The sequence below is a fragment of the Methylobacterium sp. 174MFSha1.1 genome (genome assembly GCF_900116815.1).
Lineage (GTDB): Bacteria > Pseudomonadota > Alphaproteobacteria > Rhizobiales > Beijerinckiaceae > Methylobacterium.
Genome location: NZ_FPCB01000011.1, coordinates 18,579 through 41,218, shown reverse-complemented (window position 1 = coordinate 41,218; position 22,640 = coordinate 18,579). Strand labels below are relative to the sequence as shown.

Below are 22,640 nucleotides of genomic sequence, written 5' to 3'. Positions count from 1 at the left end.
CGAGCGGTTCGATGCGGGCAGGCCTTTAGCGCCCGCCGGCGACGTCGAGCACCGTGCCGGTGACGTAGGACGCGGCCGGCGCGAGCAGCCAGAGCGCCGCCTCCGCCACCTCCGCCGCCGTGCCGGGCCGCTGCAGCGGGATCGCGCGGGCGACCTCCGCCACCCGGCTCCGGTCGCCGCCGAACACGTCGTCCTGGATCGGCGTGTCGATCACCCCGGGCGCCAGGGCGTTGACCCGCACCTCCGGCGCCAGCTCCTTGGCGGCGGCGACCGTCAGCGCGGCGACGGCGCCCTTGGTGGTGGCGTAGAGCGCGTTGCCCGGCATGCCGCCGGTGCGGGCCGCGATCGACGACAGGTTGACGATCGCCGCGCCCGGATGCGGCCGGCGCCGTTCGAGGTAAGCGCGGGTGCAGTGGAGCACGCTCTTGAGGTTGACCGCGAGCACCCGGTCGATCTCCGCCGGATCCATGTCGGACAGCCGCATCCGGCGGCCGATGATGCCGGCATTGTTCACGAGGTGGGTCGGCGCCCAATCCTGCGAGAGGTCGGCCATCGCGCCCGCGACCGCGCCGGCATCGGCGACGTCGACCCGCGCGGGGTTCACGCGGGTGCCGTGCGCGGCGGCGCAGGCCGAGAGGCCGGCGGCATCGACGTCCCAGACGATCGCCCGGCCACCCTCGGCCACGACCGCATCGACGATGGCGCGGCCGATGCCGGAGGCCCCGCCGGTGACGAGGACGACCGCGTCGCTCATGACCCCTGTCTCGGAGCCGTTCTTGCCGCCGCTCATCGCGCGCCGCTCCCGTCCTGCGCCGGCAGCACCTTGCCGGGATTGAGGATCCCGAGCGGGTCGAGCGCCCGCTTGATCGCCGCCATCACGCCGACCGCGGCGCCGTGCTCGAGGTCCATGAACTTGATCTTGCCGGAGCCGATCCCGTGCTCGCCCGTACAGGTGCCGTCCATCGCGATGGCGCGGCGCACCAGGCGGTCGTTCAGTGCCGCGGCCTCGGCCAGTTCCGCCTCGCTCGTCGGATCGACGATGAGCCCGAGATGGAAGTTGCCGTCGCCGACATGGCCGACCGTGGTGATCGGGAACGAGGCCCCGGCGATGTCGGCCCGCGTCTCGGCGAGGCAGCGCGGCAGGCTCGCGATCGGCACGCAGACGTCGGTGCTCCAGACCCGGCCGTTCGGGCGCAAGGACTGGATCGCGTAGTGGACGTCGTGGCGCGCCTTCCACAGGCGGGCCCGGGACTCGGCATCGGCGGCGGTCTCGACGCCGAGCGCGCCGTTGCCCTCGGCCAGCGCGCCGACCAGCGCCATCTGCTCGGCGGTGCCGGCCGCTGTGCCGTGGAATTCCATGAACAGCGTCGGCGCCTCGGGCAGAGCAGTGCCCGAATGGCGGTTCACCGCCGCGATGGTGACGGGATCGAGGAGCTCGACCCGGGCGATCGGCACGCCGCACTGGACGATCTCGACCACCGTGGCGACCGCGGCCTCGACGCTCGGAAAGGCGCAGACGGAGGCCGCGACCGCCTCCGGGATGCCGTGGAGGCGCACCGTCACTTCGGTGATGATGCCGAGCGTGCCCTCGGAGCCGACGAGGAGCCGGGTCAGGTCGTAGCCGGCCGAGGATTTCCGCGCGCGCGTGCCGGTGCGGATCACCGTGCCGTCCGCCATCACGGCGGTGAGGGACACGACGTTGTCCTTCATCGTGCCGTAGCGCACCGCGTTGGTGCCCGACGCCCGGGTCGCCGCCATGCCGCCGAGCGTGCTTTCGCCGCCCGGATCGACCGGAAAGAACAGGCCGGTGTCGCGCAGATGCGCGTTCAGCTGGTGGCGCGTAACCCCCGCCTCCACCGTCGCGTCGAGATCCTCGGGCCGGACGGCGAGAATGCCGGTCATGCGGCTGAGATCGAGGCAGACGCCGCCCTGGAGCGCCGCGACGTGCCCCTCCAGCGAGGTGCCGCCGCCGAACGGGATCACCGGGACCCGGTGCCCGGCGCAGGCGCGCACGATCTCCGACACCTCCCGGGTGGAGAGGGCGTAGCAGACCGCGTCGGGCGGCTGCGTCGCGTGGTAGGATTCGCCGCGGCCGTGATGCTCGCGCTCGGCGAGACCAAGGCTGAAGCGCTCGCCGAGAAGGCCCGACAGGGTCTCGATCAGCGCGTCCGGCAGGCCGGCCCGGAGCGGCCGGGCCGCGATGCTTCCTTCCATGTCCCCTCCCCCTCTTCGTTTGTTCGTGCGGCCTGTCCGGCTCTCTCGCGAGCACCTTGCGACATTCCCACCAAGCGATCAAGTACCTTGTACCTTGGATACAGGATGCAGCCGGGTCGCGAGGACGGTCCGGGTGTGCGATAAGCCGGGCATGCCGATCCAGCTCGATCTCGCGGTCCCGAAATCGCTCTCCGCCGCCGTCGAGGAGCGGATCCGCGACGCCATCGTGAATGCCGAGCTGGCCTTCGGCCAGGCGCTGCCGGAGGACGGGGTCGGCCTCGCCATGGGGGTGAGCCGGACGCCGATGCGCGAGGCCCTGACCCGCCTCCAGGCGCAGGGTCTGGTGGTGATCGTGCCGAAGAAAGGCACGTTCGTGTTCGACCCCTCCCCCGAGGACGTCGACCAGCTCGCGGCGTTCCGGCTGATGCTCGAGGGCGAGGCGGTCCGCCGGAGCCTCGCCTCCGCCCCCGCGGCCGCGCTCGCCGGCTTGAGGGCGGCACATGCGGCGATGGAGCTGGCGCGGCAGGCCGGCGACGGCCGCGCCTATGCCCGCGCCGACACCGCGTTCCATGCCAGCTTCCTGCGGGATTGCGGCAACGCCTACCTCGCCAAGGCCTACGATTCGATCGCCTGGCAGGTGGCGGCGCTTCGCGCCCAGCTCTCGGTGCCCCGCAGCCACGAGCAGGACACGTCGTTTGCCGAGCACGCGGCGATGATCGGGCATTTCGAGGCCGGCGCGGTCGAGGCGCTGCTGGAGATCCTGAGCCGGCACATCCTGCGCTCGGCGGCGGTCTACCGGGAGGCGATCCGCGCCTTCGCCAAGTAGCGCCGCGCGCGCCCCCGGATGCGCGAGCCGGGCAACGACGCGACGCCCCTCCCGGCCAACGGCTTGTTACCAAAATCGCCGTTTTGGTAACAAGGCACCGTCCCGCTCCGCCCGGCCGACGCCGTGCCTCAATACCCTTTGCCCCGCGCCGAGACCGGCCACAGCGTCTCGACCCGGCCGTTGCGCACCCCGACATACCAATCGTGCAGGTTGCAGGTCGGGTCGCAATGCCCGGGCACGAGGCGGAGCTTCTCGTTGATCGCGAGCACGCCGTCCGGATCGGCGATGACGCCGTGCTCGTCCGAGCACTTGACGTAGGTCACGTCGCTCCGGCCATGGACCAGCGGCAGGCCGGAATCGACCGACTGCGCCTTCAGCCCGGCATCGCAGACCGCCTGATCGGGCTTGGCGTGGCTCATCACGCTGGTGAGGATGAACAGCGCGTTCTCCCACTCGCCCCGGTCGAGGCGCGCGCCGTCGCCGTCGCGGATCCGGCCGTAATCGGCGTCCATGAAGGCGTAGCTGCCGCACTGGAGCTCGGTGTAGACGCCCGAGCCGCTCTCGAACCGGTAGCTGCCGGTGCCGCCGCCGCTGACGATCTCCGGGGCGAGCCCCGCCGCCGTCAGGGCGTCGACCGTCTCCCGCACCTGCGCGATCACGGCGTCGAGGGCGGCGCGCCGCTCCGCGTAGGCTTCGAGGTGCTGCATCGCCCCCTGATAGGCCTGGAGGCCGGCAAAGTGCAGGTGCGGGGCGGCCGCGATCGCCCGGGCGAGCGCCACCGCCTCGGCGGCCGTCCCGACGCCGCAGCGGCCCGCGCCGCAATCGATCTCGACGAAGCAGTCGAGATCGGTGCCGTGCCGCACGGCCGCCGCCGAGAGGTCGGCCACGTTGGCGGGATCGTCGACGCAGACGGTGACCCGGGCGCCGTGGCGCGGCAGCCGCGCCAGACGGTCGATCTTGCCTAAGTCGCGCACCTCGTTCGAGACCAGGATGTCGGCGATCCCGGCGCGGGCGAACACCTCGGCCTCCGACACCTTCTGGCAGCAGACGCCGACGGCGCCGCCGAGCTCCTGCTGCAGGCGCAGCACGTCGACCGATTTGTGCATCTTGCCGTGGGCGCGGTGGCGCATGCCGTGGGCGCGGGCGTAGTCGCCCATCTTGCGGATGTTGCGCTCCAGCGCGTCGAGATCGAGGATCAGGCAGGGCGTCTGGATCTCGTCCTCGCGCATCCCGGGCAGGGCCGGGACGTCGTAGCCGACCTCGAGGCCGGCGAGCGGGTCGGCGGCGAGCGGGGCGTTCCTCACGGCGACGGTCATGGCACTCGGCTCCCTGGAGGCCGACGACTGTTCACTGCCGAAGGCAGGATGTCGAGGGTGATGGTCTCGCCGGTGAGGATCACACTCACGCCCTCGCCGGCGAGGATCCCGGGTCGAGCCGGAGGTATCGCCACCCGGCCGCCTCGCTCAGGCCGCAAGCGCCTCCGCCCGCGTCTCGGGCGTGGCGAGCATCGCGGCGACGCCGACGAGGCTCGTGGCGATGACGTAGTAGGCGGGCGCCAGCGGATCGCCGGTGACGCCGATCAGCCAGGTCACCACGAGCTGCGTCGTGCCGCCGAACACCGTGACGACGAAGGCGTAGGCCACCGAGAGGCCGGCGCTGCGCACGCTGCGCGGCAGGAGTTCGGGGATCGCCACCAGGCTCGCCGCGCCGCTCATCGCGCCGAGCGTCGCGATCAGGGCCGACATGCCGAGCAGGGTCGCAGGGCCCGGGTGCTGCGTCATCAGCAGGAAGGCCGGGTAAGCGGCGACGAGCAGCAGGACCCGCGGCACGATCATCACCAGGCGCCGGCCGTACCGGTCCGCGAGCGCCCCCGCCAGGACCGAGAAGACGAGGACGCAGAGCCCGACCACCGCGGTCGCGGCGATCGACAGGCTCGCCGGCAGCTTCAGCGTCGTGATCGCGTAGGTGGTCATGTAGTTGCTGACATAGGTCGAGACCGTGCCGCAGAGCAGGATCGGCACCATCAGCGCCAGCTTGCCGCCGTGGTCGCGCATCAGCCGCGAGAGCACCGCGCCGGTCGTCGCCTCGGCGTGGCCCGAGCCCTCGCCGGCGGTCTCCGGCATGGCGCGGCGGATGTAGATCCCGACCGGGATGATGAGCAGGCCCAGCAGGAACGGGATCCGCCAGCCCCAGGACTGCATCTGCTCCGCCGTCAGCGCGAGCGACAGGGCGAGGCCGATCGCGCCGGCGGCGAGCGTCGCGAGGCCCTGGCTCGCCAGCTGCCAGCTCGCGTAGAGGCCGCGCTTGCCGGGCGGCGCGCTCTCGATGAGGTAGGCGGTCGAGGGGCCGACCTCGCCGCCGAGCGCGAAGCCCTGGATCAGGCGCCCGATCACGATCAGGACCGGGGCGGCCAGGCCGATCGTGGCGTAGCCCGGGGTGAGGGCCAGCATCAGCATGCCGACCGCCATCAGGCCGATGGTCAGCATCATCGCGGGCTTGCGGCCGGCCCGGTCGGCATAGGCGCCGATGAACACGCCGCCGATCGGCCGAGTGACGAAGCCGACCCCGAAGGTCGCCACCGAGGCGAGCAGGCTGATCCAGGCGTCGCCGGTGGGGAAGAAGGTGCGGCCGATCGTGACGGCGAAGAAGGCGTAGGTGGTGAAGTCGTAGAATTCGAGGGTGTTGCCGATGACGGCGGCGACGACGCCGCGCCGGCGCGCGGCGTCGTCCGAGACGGGAGAAACCGCCGCGTCGGGCAGAGGCGTGAGCAGGGCGGCGTTCGTGGCAGTGTTCACGGGCGTTCCTCCGGCCGCGTCGCGGCTCGTTGCAGATTTTTATTGATGGTTTTTCTTGGTGGATATTTTCGCGCGGATGGTTCCTGCACGCGCGGAGTCGCGCGGGCATGGTTTCGCCACAGGCCCGGCCCGCGTCTCGCCGGGCAGCCAGCATCTCGCGACGGGGCGGAGCGCGCCACTGCGCCGGGACGCCGGGCGGGCATCCCTCAGGTGCAGGGCGCGCGCCGGATCAGGCGGCGAGCCGGCGTCCCTCGACCGGCAGGCCGCCCTCCACCGCGTCGGCGGCGATCTGGGCGGTGGCGGCCGACAGGGTCCAGCCGAGATGGCCGTGCCCGGTATTGTAGAAGATGCCCGGCTGCCGGCCCGGTCCGACGCGCGGCAGCATGCCGGGCATCATCGGGCGCAGGCCGGTCCAGGCCACCACCCGGTCGGTCGCCACGCGCGGGAACTGCTCGCGCGTCCAGCGCACCAGCGGCTCGATCCGGTCGTGCCGGATGTCGCGGTTGAATCCGTTGAACTCCGCCGTGCCGGCGACGCGGAAACGGTCCCGCCCGAGGCGGCTCGTCACGATCTTCGTCGCGTCGTCGAGGATGCTCACCTGCGGCGCCGCCTCCTGGCTCTCGGGCGTGTGCAGCTGCACGGTGATCGAGTAGCCCTTGACCGGATAGATGTTCAGGCGGTCGCCGAGCCCGGCGGCGAGGTCCCGGCTGGCGCAGCCGGCGCAGATCACCACCCCGTCGACGTCGAGCGGCTCCCCCGGCGCGACCGGTGCGCCGCCCTCGTCGCGCGAGGCCGGCCGCCAGCGGATGCGCCAGCCCGTGCCCGCCGGCACGATCGCCTCAATCGCCTCGATCGCGGCATCGTACAGGAAGGCGACGCCGCGCCGGGCGCAGGCCGCGGCGAGGCCGCGGGTGAACTTGTGGATGTCGCCGGTCGAGTCGGAGGGGGTGAAGAAGCCGCCGTGATACGTGCCCTGCAGGGTCGGCTCGATCTGCCGGATCTCCTCGGGCGTGACGGGATCGCGGGCGAGCCCGCCCTTGCGCAGGAGCGCGTTGACGGCGAGCGCCTTCTCGAAGCCGGCCGCGTCCCGGTAGAAGTGCAGGATGCCGCGCTGCTCCAGGTCGAAATCGATGCGCTCCCGCTCGGCCATGGCGAGCATCTGCCGGCGGGCGGCGAGCGCCAGGCGCACGGTCTCAACCGTGTTGGCCTCGTAGTGACGGATCTGACCGATGAACTCGGCCATCCAGGAATACTTGTGCCAGCTCGGCTTCGGGTTGACGAGGAGCGGCGCGTCGCGCCGCATCATCCACTTGAGGCCCTGGAGGATCGTGGCCGTCTTGTTCCAGACCTCGGCGTTGCTGACCGAGAGCTGGCCGCCATTGGCGAAGGAGGTCTCCATGGCGGCGTAACGGTGGCGGTCGAGGACCGTGACATCGTAGCCGCGCTCCCGAAGCGCATAGGCGGTGGTCACGCCGGTGATGCCGGCGCCGATGACGGCGATGTGGGGCATGGATCTGGATTCCGTGAATGAGCGCGAGTGGAGGCGGGATGACCCCGCCCATGCGCCCCCTCTGTCACGGTACCTGAGAGCGTCATCCGCCCGCTGGCGCAGGCAGACATCCCCTTCGGTGGACGGCATGTTTCAGCCGCCTCTCTCCAGAGCGTCCTGACGATACGGTCCTTTTGCCTGAGAGTTTCCGGGGCGGTTGCTCCGTCGGCGTCGAGGCAGCGCGAAGCCCCTCGATCTCTCCCGCATCGTCGTAATGGACCTTGAAAGCCTTAGCCGTAGCTTGTCCGTTCGTCAAGTCGCGTGTCGACAGCGTCTTGGTCAATGGTGAACAAATCCAGGATGTTCGCGGCCTTGGTCAGGTCTAGGTCTCGATGGCCGCGCGCCTGTCTAGCGTAAATCCGTCACCCTCTCGGCCGCCCGAACGTCGGTGGGTCGCACCGCCCGCGCGTCCGGCTGGCCGGTCTGGTCTTCTCTTGTTCGGTCTCCTCCCGGGCGAAATCTGGCCGGCCGGCCGTTCCCTGTCAAAGACCGATCAGGAACACTATCATTCCTGGAAGGAATGATCCCGTCCCCTCAGGCGACGGCGGCGCGCTCCCGCACGTCGCCGACGACGCGGGCGCGGACGCGGCGGGCGCCGCCGGGCAGGTAGGCGATCGGGATGTCCTCGACCTCGATGACCTTGAGGCTGCCGGGCTCGGCCCCCGCCTCGACCGCCCGGCGCTCGGCGATGCCTTGCGCCTCGGCCAGCGCCGCGTCGCGGGAGAGGTCTGAGAAGATCTGGTCGACCTCGCCCGAGATCTGCGCCATCGCGGCGCCGAGCGCGTTGGCGACGCCGGCATGGGCGACGCGCACGACCTCGCTCACGCCGGCGAGCCGGTCCGGAATCAGGAAGGCGCCGCCGCCCACCGCGACGAGGTCGGTGGCGCTGCCCGATGTCTTCATCCGGTCGACGCCCTCCTCGACCATGCCGCCGATGCGCGCCAGCATCGCGGCGACGAAGGTGGGATCGAGGTGGCGCACCCGGTCGCGGTCGCCGATCTCGACCCGGCCCGCCGCCACCGCGATGTCGGTCGCCGTCAGCGTGTCGCCGCCGAAGACCAGCGCCTTCTCGGTGATGCGGTAGCCGACGGAGCGCGGTCCGATGGTCCCCGTCGCGGGATCGATGATCGTGCCGCCGCCGAGCGCCATCGGCAGAAGGTCGGGCATGCGGAACAGCGTGCGCACGCCGCCGATCGCCACGACGTTGTTGGCCTCGCGCGGGAAGCCGTTGACGAGCGAGCCGACGTCGCTCGTCGTGCCCCCGACATCCACCACCATCGCGCCGTCGCGGCCCGACAGGAAGGCGGCGCCGCGCATCGAGTTGGTGGGGCCCGAGGCGAAGGAGTGGACGGGGTTGGCCGCCGCCACCTCGGCGAGCACGACGGTGCCGTCGTTCTGGGTCAGGAAGAACGGTGCCGCGACGCCGGAGGCGGCGAGCGCCTCCTCGAAGGCGGCGACCGTCCGAAGCCCTAAGGATTGCAGCGCGGCGTTGAGCAGCGTGACGTTCTCGCGCTCGAGGAGCCCGATCCGGCCGAGGGTGTGCGAGAGCGTGATCCGCGCGTCCGGGATGACGTCGCGGACGATTCCCGCGGCTTCCTCCTCGCACACGGCGGTCAGCGGCGAGAACAGGGCGGTGATGCCGACCGAGGTGATGCCGGCGTCGCGGATGCGGCAGGCGGCCTCACGGATCGCCGCGCGGTCGAGGGGGACGAGTTCGCGCCCGTCATATTCGTGCCCGCCCGCCACCATGACCGACAGCGGATCGACCGCTTCGCGAAGATCGTCCGGCCAGTCCACCGTCGGCGGCAGGGAGCGGGCGGCGGGCAGCGCGATGCGGATCGCCCCGACGCGCTCGAGCCGCGCGCGCTCGACCACCGCGTTGGTGAAGTGCGTCGTGCCGATCATCACGGCGTCGATGCCCTGGAGCGGGGACACTGCCCCGAGGTCGCGGATGGCCGCCCGCACCCCCGACATCACGTCGGCGGTGGTGGGGGTCTTGACGGCCCCGAGGACCTGGGTGCCGTCGATCAGCACGGCATCCGTGTTGGTGCCGCCGACGTCGATGCCGATGCGCTTCATGAGGAAAAGACCGAAGTGAAGTCGATGTCGTAGCCGAAGGCCCGCGGGCCGACATGGGCGAGGCCCTTCGGCGACAGGAGGATCTCCGGAGCGGGCAGGGCCACCACCGTGACGCGCTGGCCGTAGCGCGCCGTCTCGGTGCCGATCGCCTCGCCCGAAACCGTGTCGAGGACGCAGATCAGGTCCGGCGTCATCACGACCGGCGCCCCGTCGCGGAAGCCGACCGCCCACTCGTTCTGGAACGCCAGCTCCATGCGGCTGCCAGCATCGTCGCCGAGCCCGTCGATGCGGGCTGAGCCGCGCAGGAAGCCCCCCGTCGCCGTGCGGTCGATGTCGCCGATCTTGCCGCGGAACAGCACCTTGCCGCCCTCATGCGCCACCACCGCCGCGACCGGGTCGGTATGGGCGGCCCGCGCTTCCAGCACCGCCCGGCCGAGGCCGGTCGCCTTGGTGACGGTGTCGAGGACGCCCCATTCCTTGACCTCGCGCCCGGTGCGGGGCGCCTTGCAGGTGGCGGCGGTCGAGCCGACCTCGGTGCAGGCCTTGCGGGAGATGCGCTCCATCCAGGTCCAGGAGGCGGCGCGGGCCACCACCACCTCGTTGTCGCGGCAATCGACGAGGGTCAGCGGGTACATCTGGAGGTCCCCGATGGCGAAGCTCGTCATCTGCGCCTCCGGATAGGCGCGTCCCATCGCGTCGGCATCGACCACCGGGATGTCGAGATGCGCGGCCGCCAGGAAGGGCGAGACGGCGTTGCCGCCACCGATCTCGACGCTCATCACGGCGCGGAAGCGCTTGCCCGTCACCTCCTCCATCAGCCGGACGGCGCGGGCGAGGTGGGCCGGATCGACGAGGCGCTCCTGGCCGACGAGGGGGGCGCCCATCTTGGAGACGACCGCCACGTGGTCGTCGTCGTCGAGCGCCCGCGGGTCGATCAGCCGGCAGCGTTTGCCCTCCGCGTAGAGCGTCTTGAGGTTGAGCTCGGCGAGATACGGGCTGCCGCCGCCGCCGGTGCCGAGGATCCAGGCGCCGATGCCGAGGGGCGCGATCTCCTCGGGCTCGAATTCGCGGATCATGACCCCTCCTCACTGATGGGCCGCGAGGGTAAGGTCGGGGGCGGGCCTCGCCTATCCGGAGAGGCCCCTACCCGGGAAACGGGCGGGAGCGGGTTGTTCGTGGCGGGTCGCCTCAAGCGCGTGGTGTTCATCGAGGCCGGCCAGAGCCCGCGGGACGACATCGTCCCGGAGATCCTGCTGCAGCTGAACGGGCCGGTCGAGCCGGTCGAGCGGGGCGCCCTCGACGGGCTGTCGCCGTCCGGGATCGCCGCCCTCGTGCCGGGGCCCGGCGAGGCGTCGCTCGTCACGCGCCTGCGCAGCGGCGAGGACGTCGTCGTCTCGAAGGCGGCGGTCGGCGAGCGGATGGCGGCGATCCTGGCCTCCTTGCGCCCGCGCGAGTTCGACCTCGTGGTGATCCTCTCGACCGGGCTCCTGCGCGACTTCGACAGCCCGACCCCGATGGTGAACGCCCAGCGCGCCATCGAATCCGGCATCCGGGCACTGGCGGCGGAGGAGCAGCGTCTCGGCATCGTGCAGCCGATCGCCCGCCAGATCGAGGAGGTCCAGCTGCCCACCCTCGCCGATTACCCGGTGACCGTCACCCACGCGATGCCGGGCGACCGCGACGCGCTCGCCCGCGCCATCGTCGATCTCGGCGGCTGCGAGGTGATCGTGCTGAACTCGGTCGCCTTCGACGAGCGCGACCGGGCGATCGTCGCGCGGGCGACCGGCCGCCCGGTCGTGCTCGCCCGCCGCATCGTCGCGGGCGCGATCCGCCTGTTGCTCGACCAGGGCGTCGATCCCGCGGGCGAGCCGCGCGGCGCGCCCGCCGATTACGGCGAGCGCCTGTCCCGGCTTACTCCGCGCGAGCGCCAGGTCCTGTCCCTGATGGCGGAAGGCCTGACCTCGAAGGCGATCGGTCGCCAGCTCGCGATCAGCCCGAAGACGGTGGAGATCCACCGCTCCAAGGTGATGAGCAAGATGGAGGTCGGCTCGCTCGGCGCGCTGATCCGGCTGGTGATGGCGTCGGAGGCGCCGAACTCCTAGAGCATGATCCGGCGAAGGGGATACCGGCTCGCCGCAGACAACGGTGAAACGTCAACGACCCGGAGCGCTGCCCGATTGCACGTGATCGGGTCGTGGTCTGGGACGCGGATCTCATGGCCCGGCGGTGCGGAAGGGGGCCTGTCGACCCCCACATCGCCGGTCCCCTCATACCCTCGCGCCTTGGCATCGACGCGCGGACGCAAGGAAAAGGGGAGCTTGCGGGCTTAGCCAGCGCCGTCGAACGGGTCCGCTCGAAGGTGCTGGCGGTTCACATCACGGTTGGGCTGCACGCGCTGACGGGGCGATGCTCCGCATCGCGAGCCAGCAGAGCAAGCCAAGACCGAGCATCGTCCCGTCGAAGACGAGGAACGGAACGTCCGAACGGCCGACCGTGATCGCGTCGAGGGCCGGGATCGCCAGATAGAGCAAGCCGGTGGCGCCCAGCGTCGCGCGCCAGGCCGAGGCGGGTGCGAGGAGACAGGGCGCGAGCGCCGTCAAAGCCCAGACCCCGAAGAAGAGCCGAACCTCCCAGGCCGCACGATCCGCCAGTTCGACCGGCAATCCCCGGTTCGCCAGGAAATAGACGGCGATCCCGGCAGGCAGCCCGACGATCACGCCCAGGTTGAGGCCCCGCACGAGGCGTACGGCCGGCGGCGGCTCCTCGCCGGCACCGGGCAGGCGTGCGCGGGTCCAGAGCACGAGCCCGGTAGCGATCATCGCTGCACCCATCGCGCCGCAGAGGGCGTAGAGCGTGCGCAGAGCGGCCCCGGCGAAGTCGGCCTGATGGAGGCCGCTCACGGTGAAGTAGGTCCGGGCGGCCGGCCGCAGCTCACCGGTTGCCGTGATGAACGCGCCGGTCGCGCCGTTGAACGCGATCTGCGGGTGGTGGTGGGCGATCCCGTGCGGAGGCTCCATCAACACCGTGACCGTCGCGGCCGCGTCGCCGGGCTTGTCGATCACCAGGTGCTCCGGCGGCGTGCCGGCGCGCCGCGTCGCGTCGGCGATGATCGGGGCGAGCGGCGCGAGGGCGGCCGGCCGGCCCGTGGCGGGCCGGGGGGTCGTCGCCGTCAGTCCGAATTCCTGGGCGAAACGCAGCGTGTCGCCGCGATAGACCGCCGCCACACCCCACGGCATCAGCGTCAGGGAGAGGAGGACCAGGCCACTGTAGGAGACCATGATGTGATAGGGCAGCGCCAGGACACCCAGGACGTTGTGGGCGTCGAGCCAGGCACGACGCCCGCCTTTCGCGGGCCGGAAGGTGAAGAAGTCGGCAAAGATCCGTCGATGCGTGACGATGCCCGTCACCATCGCCACCAGCATGATCAGGGTAGCGCTCCCGACGATCCACCGCCCCCAGAGGGGCGGCAGGTGCAGCTCGTAGTGGAAGCGGTACAGGAATTCGCCGCCCAGCGTCTCGCGCACCGTCACGGGAGCACCGGTGACGGGGTCCAGGAGCACGCTCTCCCGGGTGCCGCCCTTGCCGCGCCATTGCAGGCCGATCGAGGGCTCCCCGGCATGGGGCAGGCGCACGAACCATTGCCGCGCATCTGGCGCGCGGACCGCGAGAGCCGCGGCCGCCATGTCGGCCGCGCGACCCGGATCGACCTCGCGCTCCGCGCCGAGCTCCGGCCGCATCCAGCGGGAGATGTCGGCCCGGTAGTAGCTCGCGGTGCCGGTGACGAACACCGCGAACAGGAGCCAGCCCGCGACGAGCCCCGCCCAGGCATGCAGCCAGGCCATTGATCGACGGAAGCTGCCCCTCACGCCACGGCCCCCTGGTCACCGCAACGATCCGATTTCGTCAAGTGCGGGACAAGCCGACTCTCAACGAAGCCAGTCGTCACGCCATACTTTTGAATCGTTATGATTATGGTTTGTGTCGTAATTATCACAAGCCTGGCTCCCAACAGCTTAATATAGAGATCGGTATTGCTGATGCAGGCGCTTCGCGCAAACACGATGCGATCGATGGACTGAGGCTCATGGGCGGCCCGTCCGGCGCAGTGGAGCGGGAGCGGTGCTGCGCACAGGCCCGGGAGATTTCCGCATGGACCGCTCAGTTGGAGACGTACGCACCCGGCAGGCCCGAACCGGCCGATACCTCGGAAGCGCGGCCTTGTCCGTCGCCACGCTCTCCGCCCTGGCTTGCGTCGTGCCGGCACCGATCGCCGCCGCGCAATCCCTGAGCGGGGGCGAGACGACCGTCGCCCTCGACGAGATCCAGGTGGCCGGACAAGGGGGGCTCCCGCCCAATCCCGCGACCGGGCCGGTCAACGGCTACGTCCCCAAGGTGAGTGCGTCGGGGACGAAGACGGACACGCCGATCATCGAGACGCCGCAGACGATCAACGTCGTCGGCGCCCGTCAAATCCGCGACGAGGGTGCCTCGACGCTGGCCCAGGCCCTCGCCTACACGTCCGGCATGACCAGCCAGGCCGTGGGTGGCTTCGCCAGGACCTCCGACGGCTTCACGATCCGCGGCTTCACGGTCGAGACCGGCAATTCGGGACTGCTGCGCGACGGGCTGAAGCTGCAATCGGGCGTCTATGACGGGACGCAGGAGCCCTACGGACTCGAGCGCCTCGAAGTCCTCAAGGGGGCGTCGTCGATCCTGTACGGCCAGCTCTCGCCCGGCGGCGTCGTCAACGCGGTCAGCAAGCGCCCGCTCCAGACGTCGTTCAACGAGATGAACGTCACCTTCGGCCAATACAACCGCAAGGAAGTATCAGGAGATTTCACCGGGCCGCTGTCGGACGACGGCGCGTGGTCGTACCGATTGACGGGGCTGATCCGCAACAGCGACAGCTATCTCGACTTCACGCCCGACGACAAGCGCTACATCGCGCCCGCGATCACGTGGCGGCCGTCGGCGGCGACCTCCGTCACGCTGCTCGGCTACTACCAGGAGATCCACACGCGCTTCCAGGCGCCGCTCTCAGCGGTCGGCACGCTGCTGCCCAACGGACCACTTCCCCGGTTCGCCTTCAACCGGTTCTACGGCGAGCCGGCCTTCGACCGCTTCGACGCCCGATCGGGCACGATCGGCTACCAGATCGATCACGCCTTCTCGGATGCGGTGCGCCTGCGCCACGCCCTGCGCTACTACCAGTCCGGGGTCGACTGGGACTACCTGACCCCGACCTCGCTGCTGGCGAACCGGCAGGTCGCGACGCGCAGCCTCAGCATGCGCAACGAGAATGCGACCGGCGTCGCCTCGGACACGTCGCTGGAGACGAAGTTCGTCGTCGGCCCGACTTCCCACACCCTGCTGACCGGCATCGACTATTATCGCAGCTTCCTGAACTCGGAGCGCTACACGAACGGCACCGTCGGCAATCTCAACGTGTATAGCCCTGTATACGGCACGACATATCCGCGGATCAACTATGCCATCAATACCGGGTCGAAGAGCCTGCTCGATCAGGTCGGCATCTACGCGCAGGATCAGATCAAGTTCGATCGCTTCGTCCTGCTCGCCGGCGGTCGCCAGGATTTCGCCCGCACACAGATCCTGACCTACCGGACCGGCGGACGCCTCGACCAGAACGACAGCGCCTTCAGCGGCCGGCTCGGCCTGCTCTACCTCGGCGATTACGGGCTGGCGCCGTACGTCTCCTACAGCCAGTCGTTCCAGACGTTCGCGGTCACCGACCGGAACGGCAACCCCTTCCAGCCGTCGTTGGGCGAGCAGTACGAAGGCGGCCTGCGCTGGGAGGTTCCGGGAGCCGACACCCTGCTGAGCGCCGCATTCTACCGCATCGATCAGACGAACGCGCTGGTGCCGGACCCGGTCAGCCCGACGTTCAGCACGCAGACCGGGCAGATCCGATCGCAGGGCTTCGAGGCCGAAGCCCGGACGAATTTCGGGCCGCTGGAGGCGATCGCGTCCTACTCCTACACCGACGCCCGGCAGACGCGGACCACCGTGGCGGCGAACCTGAACCAGCGCATCGACCTCGTGCCCTACAATCAGGCCGCGCTGTTCGGCACCTTCGACATGGGCACGTTCGGCATCCCGGGCCTGCGGCTCGGGGGCGGCGTGCGGTATGTCGGCAGCTCGAACATCTCGGGCGCGACGTTCGACACCCACGCCGCCACGCTCTTCGACCTGATCGCGCTGTACGATTTCGGTGTCGCCGACCCGAGCCTCAAAGGATGGCGGGCGCAGATCAACGCGCGCAACGTTCTCGACCATTCCTACGTGACCTGCGTCACCGTGAATGGCTGCCGTTACAGCGAGCCCCGCAACGTGTTCGGCACGCTGTCCTACCGCTGGTAGAGGCGGGCTCACAGGATCCGGCACGGCGGAACGGGTCTCGGGCGTCGATGCAGGCCATCGGCCCGACATTCCGTCGGCATCGTCGTGCGGACGTCCGACCCCGATTGCCCACCCGGAGGGCAGAAGCCCACGCCGTCATCACCCCCACCCTAAGGGCCCTCCCCTATAGCGGGCCTGTCCGGCGCAGGACTAGCTTCGAACAGATCGACAGCGCCGGAGCGGAGGGGACAGCATGGGACGGACGAGCCGGCTGGCTTTCGTGACGATCGGGCAGTCGCCGCGGATCGACATGGTGCCGGAGATGCTGGCCGAGATCGGCGGGGCGGTCGAGGCGCAGGAATACGGCGTGCTCGACGACGCCTCGGAGGCCGAGATCGCCGCCCTCCATCCGGGCTCGGGCGAGGCTTCCTTCGCGAGCCGCCTGCGCGACGGACGCGAGGCGGTTTTGTCGAAGGCCCGGATCGAGGAGCGCCTGTCCGATCTCCTCAGGGCCATCGACTGCCACGGCCATGACGCGGTCGTCCTCCTGTGCACCGGAACGCAGGTCGAGCCGCTGGAGCGCACGCTCCTCGTCGAGGCCCAGCGCATCGTCGATTCCACCGTCGAGGCGCTCGCCGCCTCCTGCCCGAAGCTCGGCGTAATGGTGCCGCTCGCCCGCCAGGTCGAGGAATTTCCGGCGCGGCACGTCTTTCGCGGTGAGCCCAAGGTGGTGGTGGCCTCGCCCTACGCCGGCGACGCCATGGCGGAGCGTGCCGCTTCGCTCGCCGACCGCGACCTGATCGTCATGCACTGCATGGGCTACACCGAGGCGATGCGCCGCGAGGTCCGCGCCGCCGTCGATGCCCCCGTCCTCCTGTCGCGCCGGATCGTCGCCGGTGCCGTCCGCCAGCTTCTCTGATCAAAGGAATCGCCCGATGCGCACATTCGGCCTCGGATTGCTCGCGGCGGCCCTGCTCGCGAGTGCCGCCGGTCCCGCCGGGGCCTTCGAGCGCGTCGGCGACCGCAAGGTGATCGTGTTCGGCGGGCGCCAGCAGGTGCCGGTGCTCGATCCGCACGTGCGCTACGACTGGTCGACCCGCATGCTGCAGCAGGCGGTCTACGACGCCCTCGTCAAGTACGAGGGCAACCCGGCCGAGGTGAAGCCGTGGCTCGCCGAACGTTGGGAGACGAGCCCCGACGGCAAGACCTGGACCTTTCACCTCACCGGCACGGCGAAGTTCCATATCGGCGACCCGGTCGATGCCGAGGCCGTGCGCTACTCCTTCGTCCGGGGGCTGAAGCTCAACAAGGGCGTCGCCTGGATGCTGAAGGACTTCCTCGGGCCCGAGGGCATCGAGGCGGTCGACGCGAAGACGGTCCGCTTCACGCTTAAAAAACCCTACGCGGCATTCCTGTCCTTCCTGCCCTGGTGGTACGTCGTCGACAAACAGCAGGTCGAGGCGCATGCCGTCGACGGCGACGACGGCCAGAAGTGGCTCACCGACCACGAGGCCGGATCCGGCCCGTTCACGATCAAGCGCTGGGAGCCCAACGTGCTCCACGAGCTCGCCTCCGTGCCGGATTACTGGAAGGGCTGGCCGCAGGGCGAGGCGCACCGCCCGGCCGGCGTGATCTACCGCATCGTCCGCGAGCCGGCCGCCCAGAAGGCCTCGCTGCTCCGGGGCGAATCCGACATCGTCGAGGGCCTGACGCCGGACGACTACGTCCAGGTCGCGCGCCAGAAGGGCGTGGCGATCGAGGACCATGCCGGCATGACGACCTTCGGCATCAAGATGAACAACAAGGTCGGGCCGACCGCCGACCCGAACCTGCGCAAGGCGATCGCCTACGCCATCGACTATGACGGCCTGGTCCAGATCTACAACGGCGCCGCCAGGCTCCAGACCAGCGTCTTCCCGGCCGGCATGAAGGGCCATATCGACGTGCCGGGCATGCCGCGGCGCGACCTCGCCAAGGCGAAGGAATACCTCGCGAAGTCCGCGACCCCGAATGGCGGGATCACCCTCGAATACTACCACATCGCCGGGCTCGAGGAGGCGCGCCGCATCGGCCTCCTCCTCCTCAACAACCTCGCCGCCCTCAACATCAAGGTCGACATGCGGCCCGAGCAATGGCCGAACATGGTCGCCAAGGGCTCGAAACCGGAGACTTCGCCCAACCTGACCTCGGTCTTCGTGACGCCGATCTCGACCGATCCCGACGCCGTCGCCTACCAGTACCACCCTAATTCCTGGGGCCAGTACTTCGCGATGTCGTTCTACGACAACCCGGAGGTCGCCCGGATGATCGACGAGGCGCGCTCGACGCCCGACTGGGACAAGCGCGCGCCCCTCTACGCCGAGATCCAGAAGCGGATCGTCGCCGACCAGCCCGAGGTGTTCGCCATGGTGCAGAACCGCCGCTGGGCCCGCCGCGACGCGCTCAAGGGCTTCAGCTTCAGCCCGGTCCGGTTCACCGGCGAGGTCGATCTCTACCCGCTCTGGATCGACGCCAAATAGGCCCGAAGGGGCCAGTAGGCTTGAAGGGAAACGGCTTTGCTGCGCTTCGCGCTCAAGAAGCTCCTGACCGTCGCCGGCACGATGCTCGGCCTCGCCGTGCTGACCTTCCTCATCACCAACGTGGCGCCCGGCGATCCCGCCCGGCTCGTCGCCGGCCCCGAGGCGACCGCCGACATGGTCGAGACCGTCCGCCGGGAATACGGCCTCGACAACCCACTGCCGGTGCAGCTCGGCATCTACCTGCGCGACCTCGCGACGGGCGACCTCGGCACCTCGATCGTCACGACGCGGCCGGTCCTGTCCGAGCTCGGGCGCTATTTCCCGGCGACGCTCGAACTCGTCCTCGTCGCCATGACGATCGGCATCGGGCTCGGATTGCCGCTCGGCATCCTGTCGGCGCTCAAGCGCGACGGCGCCATCGACCACCTCACCCGCATCCTGTCGATCTCAGGGGTCGCGCTACCGGCCTTCTGGTTCGGCATCCTGCTCCAGCTCTATTTCGCCGTGCACCTCGAATGGCTGCCGGTCTCCGGCCGCCTGCCGCTCTCGGAGGCGCCGCCCGAGACGATCACCGGCCTCATCCTCGTCGACTCGCTGCTGCGCGGGCAGTTCGAGACGTTTCGCGAGGCGCTCGGTCATATCCTGCTGCCGGCGATCGTGCTCTCCTTCCCCTGCCTCGCCTCGATCCTCCGGGTGAACCGCGCCGAGATGATCGAGGCGCTGCACTCCGACCACGTCGTGGCGGCGCGCGCCCACGGCATCGCGCCGTTCCGCATCGTCGCGATCTACGCCCTGCGCAACGCGCTCATCCCGACCCTCGCCATCATCGGCCTGCGCTTCGGCTGGATGCTGGGCTCCACCGTCCTCGTCGAGACGGTGTTCGACTGGCCCGGCATCGGCCTCTACGCGGTCTCCTCGGCGCTCGCCTCGGACTTCAAGCCGGTCGTCGGGGTGACGCTGGCGATCGGCTTCTGCTTCATGACCGTCAACATCCTGGTCGACCTCGCCTATGCGTGGATCGACCCGCGCCTGAGGGCCGCGTGATGGCGCTCCCCGACGCCTCTCCGGCCCTTGCCGATGCGCCGCCCAGCTTCCGGGCGCGCCATGCGACCACGATCCGCCAGTGGCGGCTCACCGCGCATCTCTTCTCCCGCTCGTTCTCCTCGATGCTGGGCCTCGCCCTCGTCGTCCTGTTCCTGGTGCTCGCCGCCTTCGGTCCCTGGCTCGCGCCCTATCCGGGCGACACGATGGGCGCAGTGAAGCTGTCGCAGCGGCTACTGCCGCCGTCCTTCGCCCATCCCTTCGGCACCGACGAGATGGGCGCCGACCTCCTGTCGCGGGTCATCGTCGGCACGCGCATCTCGCTGTGGATCGGCCTCATCATCACGGTGGTGGGGGCCGGCATCGGCGTGCCGCTCGGCATCATCGCCGGCTACACCAGGAGCCGCCTGCTGCGCGGCGCCATCATGCGCCTCACCGACCTCTTCCTCGCCGTGCCGGGCCTCGCGCTGGCGCTGGCGATCGTGGCGGCGCTCGGCCCCGGCATCGCCAACTGCATCGCGGCGCTCGCCCTCGTCTGGTGGCCGGGCTACGTCCGCCTCGTCGAGGCCAAGACCCTGTCGGTCAAGGAGGAGCTGTTCGTCGAGGCGAGCCGGGCGGCGGGCGCCCGCACGCCCTGGATCCTGTGGCACCACATCCTGCCGAACTGCCTGTCGCCGATCATCGTCAAGCTGTCGATGGATATGGGCCTCGCCGTGCTCTCGGCCGCGAGCCTCGGCTTCATCGGTCTCGGCGCCAAGCCGCCGGATCCGGAATGGGGCGCGATGATCTCGGTCGCCCGCTCCTACATGCCCGATTGGTGGTGGTACTCGGCCTGCCCGGGCCTCGCGATCTTCCTCACCGTGCTCGGCTTCAACCTGCTCGGCGACGGCCTGCGCGACATCCTCGATCCCAAGAGTGCTGGTCGATGAGGAGTGCTGGTCGATGAGTCCGCTGCTCGCGATCGAGGATTACCACCTCGCGATTCCGACCTTCGACGGGCCGGCGCGGGTGCTGGACGGCATCGACCTCGCGCTCGACGAGGGCGAGACGCTCGGCATCGTCGGCGAGTCCGGCTGCGGCAAGACCGTGCTCGCCCGGTCGATCCTCGGCATCGGCCCGGGCCGGGCGCGGCGCACCGGCGGGCGCATCCTGTTCGAGGGGCGCGACGTCGGGGCGCTCAGCGAGCGCGACTGGCGGGGCGTGCGCGGCGTGAAGATCTCGATGATCTTCCAGGACCCGATGACCTACCTGAACCCGCTCTTCACGATCGGGCGGCAGCTCGGCGACGCCATCGCGGCCCATGCGCGGGCGCAAGGCGCGACAAAGCCCGGCCGGGCCGAGCGCCGGGCCCGGGCGGCCGAACTCCTGGCGCAGGTGGCCCTGCGCGAGCCGGAGCGGGTGCTCGACTCGTATCCGCACCAGCTCTCGGGCGGCATGCGCCAGCGCGTGCTGATCGCGCTGGCCCTCTCGGGGAAGCCGCGCCTCCTCATCGCCGACGAGCCGACGACCGCCCTCGACGTGACGGTGCAAGCCCAGGTGCTGCGGCTCCTGCGCGACCTCGTCGAGACGTTGCGGCTGACGGTGGTGATGATCAGCCACGATGTCGGGGCGATCGCGGCGCTGACGGAGCGCGTCGCCGTCATGTATGCGGGCAACGTCGTCGAGGAGGGGGCGACGGCGCGCGTCCTCGCGCGTCCGCTCCACCCCTACACGCGGGGCCTGCTCGCCGCCCTGCCGGAGATCGACGGCGAGATCCGGCGCCTGACGGGCGTGCCCGGCACGATCCCGAGCCTGATCGACCCGCCCTCCGGCTGCCGCTTCCACCCGCGCTGCCCCCGCGCCACGGCGATCTGCACGACCGAGCGGCCCGCGATGCGCCGCGCCGACCCCGTCCACACAGTCGCGTGCCACCATGCCGACCTCGCCTGACGCAACGCCGCTCCTGCTGGCCACCAGCCTCGCCAAGACCTTCCCAGCGAGCGGAGGGCGAGCGGTCAAGGCGGTCGACGGCGTCGATTTCTCGATTCGGACCGGCGAGGTCTTGGGGATCGTCGGCGAGTCCGGCTCCGGCAAGTCGACGATCGCCCGCATGGTCCTGCGCCTGATCGAGCCGAGCGCCGGCACGATCACGTTCGACGGCCGGGACATCACGGCGCTCGGCGGCGAGGCGATGCGGCGCCTGCGCCGCGACATGCAGATCGTGTTCCAGAACCCGCACTCCGCCCTCAACGGCCGGCGCACGATCGGCGAGGCGATCGGCGAGCCGCTGCGCGTGCAGGGCGTCGCCCGGGGCGCGGCGCTCGACGCGCGGGTCGACCGCCTGCTCGACCTCGTCAGCCTGCCGCGCGCCTTCCGGCACCGCTACCCGCACGAGCTCTCGGGCGGGCAGAAGCAGCGCGTCTGCATCGCCCGCGCGCTCGCGCTGGAACCCCGCTTCCTCGTCCTCGACGAGCCGACCTCCGCCCTCGACGTGTCGGTGCAGGCCCAGATCCTCGAGGTCCTCGGCGAACTGCGCCGCGAGCTCCAGCTCACCTACCTGTTCATCTCCCACAACCTCGCCGTCGTGCGAACCCTCTGCGACCGCGTGCTGGTGATGAGCCAGGGGCGCGTGGTCGAGGAGGGACCGGTCGCGGCGGTCTTCGCCAACCCGTCGCAGGCCTATACGCGCACCCTTCTCGACAGCGTGCCGCGGCTGCCGCGGATTTAGCGCCGTTCGATCACGTTCAGCACGTCCCACCCACACCCTCATCCTGAGAGCCTGTTTGAGCGGTTACGCCGATCGATCTGCATACAGGCCGACATCTCTCGACGTCATCCCGGGGCTCGTCGAAGACGAGAACCCGGGATCCATAACCGCTGACGCAGCCTGAAAGGGCGGGCAGCGTTCCGCTTCATCCTGCACCGTCAGCGGTTATGGATCCCGGGTTCCGCTCCGCGGCCCCGGGATGACATCGAGGGGTTCAATGCGGTCGACCAACTCAAACAGGCTCTGAGGTGTCGGTCGATTGAAAATCAACTGACCTCAAAGGAGGCCTCCAGGAGTCGCAGAGATTTCTGGAGGCCTCCTTTGAGGCTGCTACGCAGCACCTCAGGATGAGGTCGCGGAGGGAGATGACCCTGTGGTCTCTATCCCATTCGTCGCGCTTCGTCGCGTCGCAGTTCAATCCCGCGAGAGGCCTGCGACCACGTGCGCGGCACTATCCGTGCGATCGTCCAGGAACCGCCCCACACTGTCATCGCTTGCCCCGCGACTGTCC

The 22,640-nt window shown here is 70.3% G+C and carries 17 protein-coding genes and 2 riboswitches; of the genes, 9 read left to right on the top strand and 8 right to left on the bottom strand.

The window, feature by feature from the left end; all coding sequences use genetic code 11:
• Positions 1-25: 25 nt before the first annotated feature.
• A complete protein-coding gene (locus tag BM430_RS10235; RefSeq protein WP_093567285.1) occupies positions 26-754 on the bottom strand; it encodes an SDR family NAD(P)-dependent oxidoreductase in 729 nt (242 codons plus the stop codon).
• Positions 755-786: 32 nt separating this feature from the next.
• Positions 787-2,214 (bottom strand): FAD-binding oxidoreductase, encoded by a 1,428-nt coding sequence (locus BM430_RS10230; protein WP_093567152.1) that lies wholly within the window; start codon positions 2,212-2,214, stop codon positions 787-789.
• Positions 2,215-2,365: 151 nt separating this feature from the next.
• Between BM430_RS10230 and BM430_RS33885 the strand changes: the two genes are divergently transcribed.
• Positions 2,366-3,040: a GntR family transcriptional regulator gene (locus BM430_RS33885; RefSeq protein ID WP_177303005.1), complete on the top strand. Its 675-nt coding sequence runs from the start codon at positions 2,366-2,368 to the stop codon at positions 3,038-3,040.
• 128 nt (positions 3,041-3,168) lie between these two features.
• Here BM430_RS33885 and bhcC read toward each other — a convergent pair whose 3' ends face one another.
• The 5 genes from bhcC to BM430_RS10200 all read right to left on the bottom strand — a co-directional run bounded on the left by bhcC (position 3,169) and on the right by BM430_RS10200 (position 10,539).
• Positions 3,169-4,356 carry a 3-hydroxy-D-aspartate aldolase BhcC gene (bhcC, locus tag BM430_RS10220; protein WP_093567151.1) on the bottom strand — a complete coding sequence of 396 codons (1,188 nt, stop codon included), beginning with the start codon at positions 4,354-4,356 and terminating at the stop codon, positions 3,169-3,171.
• A 147-nt stretch (positions 4,357-4,503) separates the two neighbouring features.
• Positions 4,504-5,835: an MFS transporter gene (locus BM430_RS10215; protein WP_244539426.1), complete on the bottom strand. Its 1,332-nt coding sequence runs from the start codon at positions 5,833-5,835 to the stop codon at positions 4,504-4,506.
• A 229-nt stretch (positions 5,836-6,064) separates the two neighbouring features.
• A complete protein-coding gene (locus tag BM430_RS10210) occupies positions 6,065-7,447 on the bottom strand; it encodes a D-amino acid dehydrogenase (protein ID WP_348273077.1) in 1,383 nt (460 codons plus the stop codon).
• Positions 7,405-7,497, bottom strand: a riboswitch (glycine riboswitch). Its footprint overlaps the gene before it by 43 nt.
• A 3-nt stretch (positions 7,498-7,500) precedes the next feature.
• Positions 7,501-7,598: riboswitch (glycine riboswitch) on the bottom strand.
• A gap of 320 nt (positions 7,599-7,918) precedes the next feature.
• Positions 7,919-9,463 (bottom strand): hydantoinase/oxoprolinase N-terminal domain-containing protein, encoded by a 1,545-nt coding sequence (locus BM430_RS10205; protein WP_093567149.1) that lies wholly within the window; start codon positions 9,461-9,463, stop codon positions 7,919-7,921.
• Complete coding sequence (locus BM430_RS10200) at positions 9,460-10,539, bottom strand: DUF917 domain-containing protein (RefSeq protein ID WP_093567148.1); 1,080 nt, start codon at positions 10,537-10,539, stop codon at positions 9,460-9,462. Before BM430_RS10200 ends, BM430_RS10205 begins: the two co-directional genes overlap by 4 nt.
• 99 nt (positions 10,540-10,638) lie before the next feature.
• Here BM430_RS10200 and BM430_RS10195 point away from each other — a divergent pair, with 99 nt between their 5' ends.
• Positions 10,639-11,565, top strand: a complete 927-nt coding sequence (locus BM430_RS10195; RefSeq protein WP_210188428.1) for an AroM family protein — start codon at positions 10,639-10,641, stop codon at positions 11,563-11,565.
• Positions 11,566-11,838: 273 nt separating this feature from the next.
• On the opposite strand, the gene BM430_RS10190 is transcribed toward BM430_RS10195, so the two are convergent.
• On the bottom strand, positions 11,839-13,305 hold the full coding sequence (locus tag BM430_RS10190; RefSeq protein ID WP_244539425.1) for a PepSY-associated TM helix domain-containing protein: 1,467 nt from the start codon (positions 13,303-13,305) through the stop codon (positions 11,839-11,841).
• 376 nt (positions 13,306-13,681) lie between these two features.
• On the opposite strand from BM430_RS10190, the gene BM430_RS10185 reads away from it, so the two are divergent.
• The 7 genes from BM430_RS10185 to BM430_RS10155 all read left to right on the top strand — a co-directional run bounded on the left by BM430_RS10185 (position 13,682) and on the right by BM430_RS10155 (position 22,090).
• On the top strand, positions 13,682-15,844 hold the full coding sequence (locus BM430_RS10185) for a TonB-dependent siderophore receptor (protein WP_244539424.1): 2,163 nt from the start codon (positions 13,682-13,684) through the stop codon (positions 15,842-15,844).
• A 232-nt stretch (positions 15,845-16,076) separates the two neighbouring features.
• Positions 16,077-16,742, top strand: coding sequence for an AroM family protein (locus BM430_RS10180; RefSeq protein ID WP_093567145.1), 666 nt, complete (start codon positions 16,077-16,079; stop codon positions 16,740-16,742).
• A gap of 16 nt (positions 16,743-16,758) precedes the next feature.
• Positions 16,759-18,342, top strand: coding sequence for an ABC transporter substrate-binding protein (locus tag BM430_RS10175; protein WP_093567144.1), 1,584 nt, complete (start codon positions 16,759-16,761; stop codon positions 18,340-18,342).
• 36 nt (positions 18,343-18,378) lie between these two features.
• Positions 18,379-19,386: an ABC transporter permease gene (locus BM430_RS10170; protein WP_093567143.1), complete on the top strand. Its 1,008-nt coding sequence runs from the start codon at positions 18,379-18,381 to the stop codon at positions 19,384-19,386.
• The gene (locus tag BM430_RS10165; protein WP_093567142.1) at positions 19,386-20,312 is read left to right on the top strand and encodes an ABC transporter permease; all 927 of its coding nucleotides are present in this window, start codon (positions 19,386-19,388) and stop codon (positions 20,310-20,312) included. The genes BM430_RS10170 and BM430_RS10165 overlap by 1 nt, the downstream gene beginning before the upstream one ends.
• A 13-nt stretch (positions 20,313-20,325) precedes the next feature.
• Positions 20,326-21,312 (top strand): ABC transporter ATP-binding protein, encoded by a 987-nt coding sequence (locus tag BM430_RS10160; protein WP_093567281.1) that lies wholly within the window; start codon positions 20,326-20,328, stop codon positions 21,310-21,312.
• Complete coding sequence (locus BM430_RS10155) at positions 21,296-22,090, top strand: ATP-binding cassette domain-containing protein (RefSeq protein ID WP_093567141.1); 795 nt, start codon at positions 21,296-21,298, stop codon at positions 22,088-22,090. The genes BM430_RS10160 and BM430_RS10155 overlap by 17 nt, the downstream gene beginning before the upstream one ends.
• Positions 22,091-22,640: the final 550 nt, after the last annotated feature.

What these genes read in the sequence shown, in the direction of transcription:
- BM430_RS10160 (WP_093567281.1), top strand. Translation starts at nt 20,326, where the DNA reads ATGAGTCCGCTGCTCGCGATCGAGGATTACCACCTCGCGATTCCGACC.
- BM430_RS10200 (WP_093567148.1), bottom strand. Translation starts at nt 10,539, where the DNA reads ATGATCCGCGAATTCGAGCCCGAGGAGATCGCGCCCCTCGGCATCGGC.
- BM430_RS10175 (WP_093567144.1), top strand. Translation starts at nt 16,759, where the DNA reads ATGCGCACATTCGGCCTCGGATTGCTCGCGGCGGCCCTGCTCGCGAGT.
- BM430_RS10165 (WP_093567142.1), top strand. Translation starts at nt 19,386, where the DNA reads ATGGCGCTCCCCGACGCCTCTCCGGCCCTTGCCGATGCGCCGCCCAGC.
- BM430_RS10230 (WP_093567152.1), bottom strand. Translation starts at nt 2,214, where the DNA reads ATGGAAGGAAGCATCGCGGCCCGGCCGCTCCGGGCCGGCCTGCCGGAC.
- BM430_RS10180 (WP_093567145.1), top strand. Translation starts at nt 16,077, where the DNA reads ATGGGACGGACGAGCCGGCTGGCTTTCGTGACGATCGGGCAGTCGCCG.
- bhcC (WP_093567151.1), bottom strand. Translation starts at nt 4,356, where the DNA reads ATGACCGTCGCCGTGAGGAACGCCCCGCTCGCCGCCGACCCGCTCGCC.
- BM430_RS10205 (WP_093567149.1), bottom strand. Translation starts at nt 9,463, where the DNA reads ATGAAGCGCATCGGCATCGACGTCGGCGGCACCAACACGGATGCCGTG.
- BM430_RS10190 (WP_244539425.1), bottom strand. Translation starts at nt 13,305, where the DNA reads ATGGCCTGGCTGCATGCCTGGGCGGGGCTCGTCGCGGGCTGGCTCCTG.
- BM430_RS33885 (WP_177303005.1), top strand. Translation starts at nt 2,366, where the DNA reads ATGCCGATCCAGCTCGATCTCGCGGTCCCGAAATCGCTCTCCGCCGCC.
- BM430_RS10235 (WP_093567285.1), bottom strand. Translation starts at nt 754, where the DNA reads ATGAGCGACGCGGTCGTCCTCGTCACCGGCGGGGCCTCCGGCATCGGC.
- BM430_RS10155 (WP_093567141.1), top strand. Translation starts at nt 21,296, where the DNA reads ATGCCGACCTCGCCTGACGCAACGCCGCTCCTGCTGGCCACCAGCCTC.